At 68.6% G+C, this 6886-nt stretch carries 9 protein-coding genes; 4 read left to right on the forward strand and 5 right to left on the reverse strand.

Going from position 1 to position 6886, the window contains the following annotated elements; translation table 11 throughout:
• The 3 genes from ACXJLU_RS32220 to ACXJLU_RS32230 form a co-directional block, all read left to right on the forward strand.
• Positions 1–931 (forward strand): carbohydrate ABC transporter permease (locus ACXJLU_RS32220; protein WP_457337818.1); only part of this gene is annotated, 931 nt, incomplete at its 5' end.
• Positions 928–1956, forward strand: a complete 1029-nt coding sequence (locus ACXJLU_RS32225) for a carbohydrate ABC transporter permease (protein WP_073465834.1) — start codon at positions 928–930, stop codon at positions 1954–1956. The genes ACXJLU_RS32220 and ACXJLU_RS32225, both read left to right, overlap by 4 nt.
• Positions 1957–1995: 39 nt before the next feature.
• On the forward strand, positions 1996–3033 hold the full coding sequence (locus ACXJLU_RS32230; RefSeq protein WP_457337819.1) for an ABC transporter ATP-binding protein: 1038 nt from the start codon (positions 1996–1998) through the stop codon (positions 3031–3033).
• A gap of 4 nt (positions 3034–3037) precedes the next feature.
• On the opposite strand, the gene ACXJLU_RS32235 is transcribed toward ACXJLU_RS32230, so the two are convergent.
• The 4 genes from ACXJLU_RS32235 to ACXJLU_RS32250 form a co-directional block, all read right to left on the reverse strand.
• Positions 3038–3685: a LysE family translocator gene (locus ACXJLU_RS32235; protein WP_457337820.1), complete on the reverse strand. Its 648-nt coding sequence runs from the start codon at positions 3683–3685 to the stop codon at positions 3038–3040.
• A gap of 35 nt (positions 3686–3720) precedes the next feature.
• A complete protein-coding gene (locus ACXJLU_RS32240) occupies positions 3721–3942 on the reverse strand; it encodes an addiction module protein (protein ID WP_457337821.1) in 222 nt (73 codons plus the stop codon).
• 145 nt (positions 3943–4087) lie between these two features.
• Positions 4088–4504, reverse strand: a complete 417-nt coding sequence (locus ACXJLU_RS32245; RefSeq protein ID WP_457337822.1) for a GNAT family N-acetyltransferase — start codon at positions 4502–4504, stop codon at positions 4088–4090.
• 29 nt (positions 4505–4533) lie between these two features.
• The gene (locus ACXJLU_RS32250; protein ID WP_457337823.1) at positions 4534–5316 is read right to left on the reverse strand and encodes an ADP-ribosylglycohydrolase family protein; all 783 of its coding nucleotides are present in this window, start codon (positions 5314–5316) and stop codon (positions 4534–4536) included.
• A 149-nt stretch (positions 5317–5465) separates the two neighbouring features.
• On the opposite strand from ACXJLU_RS32250, the gene ACXJLU_RS32255 reads away from it, so the two are divergent.
• A complete protein-coding gene (locus tag ACXJLU_RS32255; RefSeq protein WP_457337824.1) occupies positions 5466–5750 on the forward strand; it encodes a hypothetical protein in 285 nt (94 codons plus the stop codon).
• Positions 5751–5905: 155 nt separating this feature from the next.
• On the opposite strand, the gene ACXJLU_RS32260 is transcribed toward ACXJLU_RS32255, so the two are convergent.
• The coding region (locus ACXJLU_RS32260) for a DUF7684 family protein (RefSeq protein ID WP_457337825.1) at positions 5906–6886 on the reverse strand (981 nt) is incomplete at its 5' end.

Raw genomic sequence — 6886 nt, forward strand, 5'->3', positions numbered from 1 at the left:
GGTGGCGGTGATGCTGGCGCCGCTGGGCCCGTTCGCGGCGGCTGCGCGGGCCCTGCGCGATGCGGTCGACTGGCCGTGGTTCGCGTGGCTGCTGCTCGGCTTCGCGCTGTTCATCGCCGCCGCGCTCGCGGCGCGCCTGCTGGGCGCCCGCGCCGGCCTGAGCGGCCTCGTCGGCCGCCAACTCGCCGGCGCCACCTGGCTGCTGATCGCGCTGACCGCCGCCGGCACTGCGAACGGCCAGCAGGGCTCGCTGCTGACGACGCTGTTCTACGTGGCCGGCGGCGTCGCGCTGCAGTTCGCGCTCGGGCTCGGCCTCGCGCTGCTGTGCGCACAGCCGATCCGCGGGCGCACGCTGTTCCGGCTGTCGTTCTTCCTGCCACTGATGGTCACGCCGGTCGGCATCGCCTACATGTTCCGCATGCTGGCCGACATGAGCGTCGGCCCGTTCGCACCCATCGCCCGCGTGCTCGGCCTGGGTGCGATGACCTGGGCGCAGAACGCCTGGTCGGCGCGCTGGGTCGTGTTGATCGGCGACACCTGGCAGTGGGTGCCGTTCATCTTCATCGTGCTGCTGGCCGCGATCGAAGGCCAGCCGCGCGACCAGCTCGAAGCGGCGCAACTCGACGGCGCGCCGTCGTGGCGCATCTTCCGCGACATCACCTGGCCGGCCATTGCGCCGACCGCCGCGGCCGTCGTGCTGATCCGCGTGATCGAGGCCTTCAAGATCGTCGACCTGCCGAACGTGCTGACCAACGGCGGCCCGGGCATCGCGACCGAGAGCATGACGCTGCATGCCTTCATCGACTGGCGCTCGCTGAACCTGGGCGGCTCGGCGGCGGTGGCCTACCTGCTGTTGTTCGTGTCGACGCTGATGGCGGTGAGCTTCTTCCACTTCGTCGTGCGGCCGGCGCGCGGGGAGCCCGCCGCATGAAGCGCCTGTTCGAATCGGAGCGCCTGGGCGAGCTCGCGCCGCTGCCGCGCGTGCTGGTCTACGGCGCGCTGCTCGCGTGGACCTTCGTCGTGTTCTTCCCGCTGTACTGGGTGCTGGTCACCTCGTTCAAGGAGCCGCTGCAGGTGTCCGACGGGCCGGTGTTCCTGCCCTTCATCGACTTCCAGCCCTCGCTGCATGCGTGGAAGTACATCCTGGTCGAGACCGGGCGCGACACGCTGCGGCCGTACCTGAACTCGATGCTGATCGCGAGCCTGTCGACGCTGCTGGCGGTCGCGATCGGCTCGATGGCGGCGTATGCGCTGACGCGCATCACTTACCGGCCCAGCGTCGCCGCCGTGCTGCTGTTCATCGCGAGCGTCGCGGCGGTGGTCGCGCTGGTGCTCGGCGCGGGGCTGTCGCTCGGCGGGGCGCTGCCGCTGGCCGCGATGCTGTTCGTGCTCGGGCTGCGGCCGCTGCAGCGGCGCATCACCGCGCGGCTGGGCAACGACGACATCCTGTTCTGGATGATCTCGCAGCGCATCCTGCCGCCGGTGGTGTCGGCGATACCGATCTACGTGATGTTCCAGCAGGTGCACCTGCTGGACACGCAGTTCGCGCTGATCGTGACCTACATGACCGCGAACCTGCCGATCGTCGTCTGGCTGATGGTCGACTTCTTCGACGGCATCCCGCGCGAGCTGGAAGAGAGCGCGGCGCTCGACGGCGCGTCGCGCTACCGCATCCTGTTCGACCTGATGCTGCCGCTGGCCCGGCCCGGGCTGGTCGCGACGACGCTGCTGGTGCTGATCCTGAGCTGGAACGAGTATTTGCTCGCGCTGTTCCTGTCGACCGCGAACGCGCAGACCATGCCGCTGCTGGTCGCGGCGCAGAACGCGACGCGCGGCCCGCAGTGGTGGACGATGAGCGTGCTGATCCTGTTGATGATCGTGCCGGTGGTCGTGATGACGCTGTTCCTGCAGAAGTTCATTGCCCGCGGCCTGCTGACCGGCGCGGTGAAAGGCTGACCCTTGACGACGCTGTCTTCTTCAACGACCCCGCATTCGGTGACCTTCGATCACCTCGGCAAGCGCTTCGGCGCGGTCGAGGTGCTGCGCGATTTCAACCTGCAGGTGCAGCCGGGCGAGTTCCTGGTGCTGCTCGGCGAATCGGGCTCGGGCAAGAGCACCGCGCTGCGCGTGTTCGCCGGGCTCGAGACGGCGAGTGCCGGGCGCATCCTGATCGGCGAGCGCGACGTGACGAACGTGCTGCCGAAGAACCGCGACATCGCGATGGTGTTCCAGAGCTATGCGCTGTACCCGCACAAGACGGTGGCCGAGAACGTGGCCTACCCGCTGGACGTGCGCGGCGTGCCGAAGCCGCAGCAGCACGAGCAGGTGCTGGCGGTGGCGAAGCAGGTGCAGCTCGACGGGCTGCTTGATCGCTACCCACGGCAGCTCTCCGGCGGGCAGCGCCAGCGCGTCGCGCTGGCGCGCGCGATGGTGCGACGGCCGTCGGTGTTCCTGATGGACGAGCCGCTGTCGAACCTCGACGCGAAGCTGCGCGGCCACATGCGCGCCGAGCTGAAGCACCTGCAGCAGCAGCTCGGCATCACGACGCTGTACGTGACGCACGACCAGGTCGAGGCGATGACGCTGGCGCACCGCGTCGCGCTGCTCGACAAGGGCGTGCTGCAGCAGCTGGACACGCCGGCGCGCATCTACAACGACCCGGCCAACCTGTTCGTCGCGGGGTTCATCGGGGCGCCGCCGATGAACTTCCTGCGCGGCGCGTTGTCGGGCGGGTGGCTGGAGGGCGCGGGCTTCCGCGTGCCGACGCCGGTGACGGCGAGCCTGGCAGAGGCGGTGCTCGGCATCCGGCCGGAGGACTGCCGGATCGCCGACGGCGGTGCGCTGCAGGGCGAGATCTACGCGGTGGAGCTGATCGGCGACCACACGCTCGTCACGCTGCACATCGGCGCGCACAAGCTGACGGTGAAGGGCGCGAAGGACTTCGACCAGGCGGTCGGGCGGCGCGTCGGCGTGGCGTTCGATCCGGGGGCGGCGTTCGTGTTCGACGGGGCGACGGGGGCGCGCGTGCGCTGAACCTTCACAGGTGGCGTGACAGCAGCATCCGCAGGCCGGCGAAGCCGAAGAACACCGCGATCGTGCCGTCGAACGCGCGGCGGGTGGAGCGGTAGACGCGCCGCGCGACGGCCGTCGAGAACAGCAGCGCGTAGCTGATGAAGATCAGCACGCCCAGCAGGCCGCAGGCGGCGAACACGACCAGCGAATCGGTCGGCGACGCGTGCGCGGGCAGGCCCATCGAGATCGTCGACAGCCACACGAAGATCGCCTTCGGATTCGTGATGTGCATCGCGATGCCCTTCAGGAACACCTGGCGCAGGCTGCCGGTGCGGCCGGCCGCGCTGACATCGGCCGCCTCGTGGCGCGACAGCGCGGAGCGCCCGGCCTTGAAGGCCAGCCACAGCAGGTAGAGCCCGCCGATCACCTTGACCACCGTCAGCGCACCGGACCACGCGGCCAGCAGCGACGCGAGGCCGAGCGCCGCGGTGAGCCCGAGCGTCCACGACGACACCGTGATGCCGGCGGCCAGCGCGAAGGCCGGTGCCCGCCCGCCGTTCATCGCGGTGCCCATCAGCGCGACGATGCTCGGGCCGGGGCTCGCGCAGCCGATGAAGTAGGCGGTGCAGGCGACGGCGAGGTTGGGGTTGGAGGTCAGGGTGTCGAGGTGCATGGGGTGTACCTTGCTTGGTCCGTGCGAGTGTGAGTTCAACCCGGGAAGCGCGCTTCAAGCCGGGCGATCACCGCGTCCAGCGGCAACGCTTCCACCGTTCCCGCTTGCAACTCGCGTTCACGGCGATCCGCCACATCGTCCCACGCAGCTTCAGCCTTGGCGTCGACATCGAGGCTGGCTATCAGGCGATCGAGCAGCCTCGCGCGATCAGCCGGCGGCAGACGCAGCACTTGGGCCTGGAGGGATTCGAGGGTCATGGACATATCGCGTCCTCATGCGAGGGATGTGAGACGGCATCTTGCCACCGACACCTTGACTGATCCATTCCCACGGCGGGCGCCTCAGACAACCGCGAAGTCAGGGGTTCTTCGCATCAGCCGCGGCTGCAGGCACGTGGGCCGGTCAGGCGTTCTCGTGCCCGCGTTGAACATGCGAGTAGCGGTGGATGTCGGTGCGCAGCGTCCAGCCCTGGCTTTCCCAATATGCCTGGCCGACGTCGTTGGTTCGGTACACGTCGATGTGCGACTTCAGGATGCCGAGCGGTTCCAGCGCTGCAAGGCAGCAGCCGACCAACGCGTTCGCGATCCCCTGCCGACGGTGCTCGGGAAGCACGACCAGGTGCTGCAGGTAGCCGCGCCGCCCGTCATGCCCGCTCATCACGCAGCCCACCAGCCGGCCGCCCTTCTCGGCGACGAAGCTCAGACCGGGGTTGCGTTCGAGGTAGCGCGCGGTGGCTTCACGCGAATCGGCATCGCGGAACGAGACGCCCGGGGTCGCCTTCATCAGCTCGATCACGGCGTCGTAGTCGTCGATCGTCATCACGCGGAGCGTAGCCGGCAATGGGGCGGTCACTTCGGCGCGTCCGGTGTATGCGACTGCATGAACCGCTTCGTCGTGGTGAGCAACAGGCCGTCCAGGATCCTCATCACCGGTTGGGCGATGGCCGGTGGAACGCCACCGTAGAAAGCCTGCGCAATGCCGCCGGTGATGCAGGCGATGGTGTCGCTGTCCCCGCCGATCGAGATCGCATTGCGGATCGCGTCCTCGAAGTCGGTCGACTCCAGGAAGGCGATGATCGCCTCGGGCACCGTGCCCTGGCACGAGCTGTCGTAGCGGTAGACGAGCCGGATGTCGTCGAGCCGGCGCGACAGGTCGTAGCCGAACGTCGTCTCGACGTAGCGCTTGATGTCGTCGCGGCTGCTGCCGGTGCGGGCCAGGAAGATGCTGGCCGCGACGGCCTGCGCGCCCTTGATGCCTTCCGGGTGGTCGTGCGTGACGCGGGTGTAGTGGTCGGCCTTGGCCAGCACTTCGTCGAGCGAGCCGAACGCGAAGCCGACCGGGCTGATGCGCATCGCGGCGCCGTTGCCCCAGCTGTAGTAGGGCGTGGGGTCGTCGGAGCGCGCCCATTGCTTGAACCGGCCGCCGTAGCCGGCCCGCGGGTAGCGGCTCGCATAGGCCTTCAGCAGCGGGCCGTAGTCGGCGCCGTCGAGGATGGCCTCGGCCAGCGCGACGGTCAGAACGGTGTCATCCGTGAAGGTGCAGCGCGGTCCGATCAGCTCGAACGCCTTGGTCTTGATGTTGTTCCACTCGTAGATCGAACCGATCACGTCGCCGGCGATTGCTCCAAGCATGGTGAGCCTCCTTGGGGGCCTACTCTACCGGCTGGAGGCTGATCGATTCAATCTCGCCATGCGTCGACAAGCTACTCAAAGTCTGTAGACGCAAAGTAGGCGCTGATGCACGCTTCACGCTCATGGAACGAAGAGGAAGAACCTGCGGCATGGCCGATTCCGCTCCCAATTCGCGCCGCACGGTCAAACAGCGGCCTCGCTCCAACGAAGCCCGGCGCATCCAGCGCCTGCTCGCTCAGGTGATCGACATCACCGATGGCACGCGCCACCTGCTCGAGATTTCGGAGCAGGACGCGTGGGCGCTTGCCGATGATCAGGCGCCTCTGCTCGACCGCAGGCAACATGACGCGTTGCGCCGCATGGCGATCACGGCGCTGCTGCTTGTGTCGGAGGAGGCCGAGCGGCTGGGTGAGCGGTTCGACGGAGCACCCTAGGGGTGGCCGCAGGAACACAAGGAATCCGTTCGGACTGAGCTTGTCGAAGGCCCTGTGTGCGTCGGGCACAACCCTTCGACGGACGGGCCCCCGACAAGCTCGGTCCCTGCTCAGGGCGAACGGGTGTGGGCTGTTCCTGGAGCGAAGGCGGAGCTTCAAGCGTCCGCATACGCCTGCAACACCATCTCCTCATCCCCCCGATCGCTGATCTCGATCAGCACGGTGTGCTGCAACTCCACCACCGGATGGTTCGCGCAGTTCTTGCAGAACCACAGCACCTCGCCGAGCGACTCGACCTCGTGCGACACCGTCACCACCTGCGCCTCTTTCGGGATCGGCCCGAAGCCGCACTGCTCCAGGTTGGCCATCGCGACCGAGTGATCCCACAGGCTCGCGTCCTTGCCCCAGGCCATCACGTGCAGGCAGCCACTGTCCACCAGCCAGTCGCTCACCTGGATCTGCCAGGTCAGCGTGAGCTTGGCATCGATCATCACGACGGCGCGGAACGGCGCGAGCGCCGACAGGTCGGGCAGCGCGCCACCCGGCGCCAGATGCAGGTACTGCGCCGGCGGCCCCTGGACCGACGGCTCGCCTGACAGCACGCGCAGCGTTTCGCGGATCGCCGCCAGCACATCGAAGAAGCTGCCGTAGACGTCTTCGTCGGCGTCGTAGCGCGCCTGGTTCTCGGCCAGGTACTCGACCGCCGGCAGCAGCTCGGGCATCAGCGGCACGATGGCCTCGGGCTCGCTCTCGAGCCGCCGCATGATCAGGTTCAGGAACGCATCGGCCGCGGTCGACGCGTACAGGCCCTGGTTGATCTCGAAGATGCGCGGCGACACGACGAAGTCGCGGAACACCGGCAGGTAGAAGCGGAACGGCCCGGCCGGCATCGCGCCCAGGTCTTCGGCGCGCGACAGCACGTCGCTGTGCTCGAACAAGGCCAGCGCCTGCTCGCGCGTCTTGTCGGCGAACTGGCGGTAGGCGTAGGCGATGTCCAGGTCGGCTGCGAAGTCACCCCATTCGGCAGCGTCCGGCGGCGTCGCGGCGTTCGACCCGCTCACGCTAGCGCCGACGCCCTTCGTCATTGCGCGGGCCGCGTCCGCGCGGACCTTGCGGCGGGCCGTCGCGGCGCGGGC

The sequence above is a fragment of the Rhizobacter sp. P5_C2 genome, from assembly GCF_054049715.1.

What these genes read in the sequence shown, in the direction of transcription:
- ACXJLU_RS32235 (WP_457337820.1), bottom strand. Translation starts at nt 3,685, where the DNA reads ATGCACCTCGACACCCTGACCTCCAACCCCAACCTCGCCGTCGCCTGC.
- ACXJLU_RS32250 (WP_457337823.1), bottom strand. Translation starts at nt 5,316, where the DNA reads ATGCTTGGAGCAATCGCCGGCGACGTGATCGGTTCGATCTACGAGTGG.
- ACXJLU_RS32255 (WP_457337824.1), top strand. Translation starts at nt 5,466, where the DNA reads ATGGCCGATTCCGCTCCCAATTCGCGCCGCACGGTCAAACAGCGGCCT.
- ACXJLU_RS32240 (WP_457337821.1), bottom strand. Translation starts at nt 3,942, where the DNA reads ATGACCCTCGAATCCCTCCAGGCCCAAGTGCTGCGTCTGCCGCCGGCT.
- ACXJLU_RS32245 (WP_457337822.1), bottom strand. Translation starts at nt 4,504, where the DNA reads ATGACGATCGACGACTACGACGCCGTGATCGAGCTGATGAAGGCGACC.
- ACXJLU_RS32225 (WP_073465834.1), top strand. Translation starts at nt 928, where the DNA reads ATGAAGCGCCTGTTCGAATCGGAGCGCCTGGGCGAGCTCGCGCCGCTG.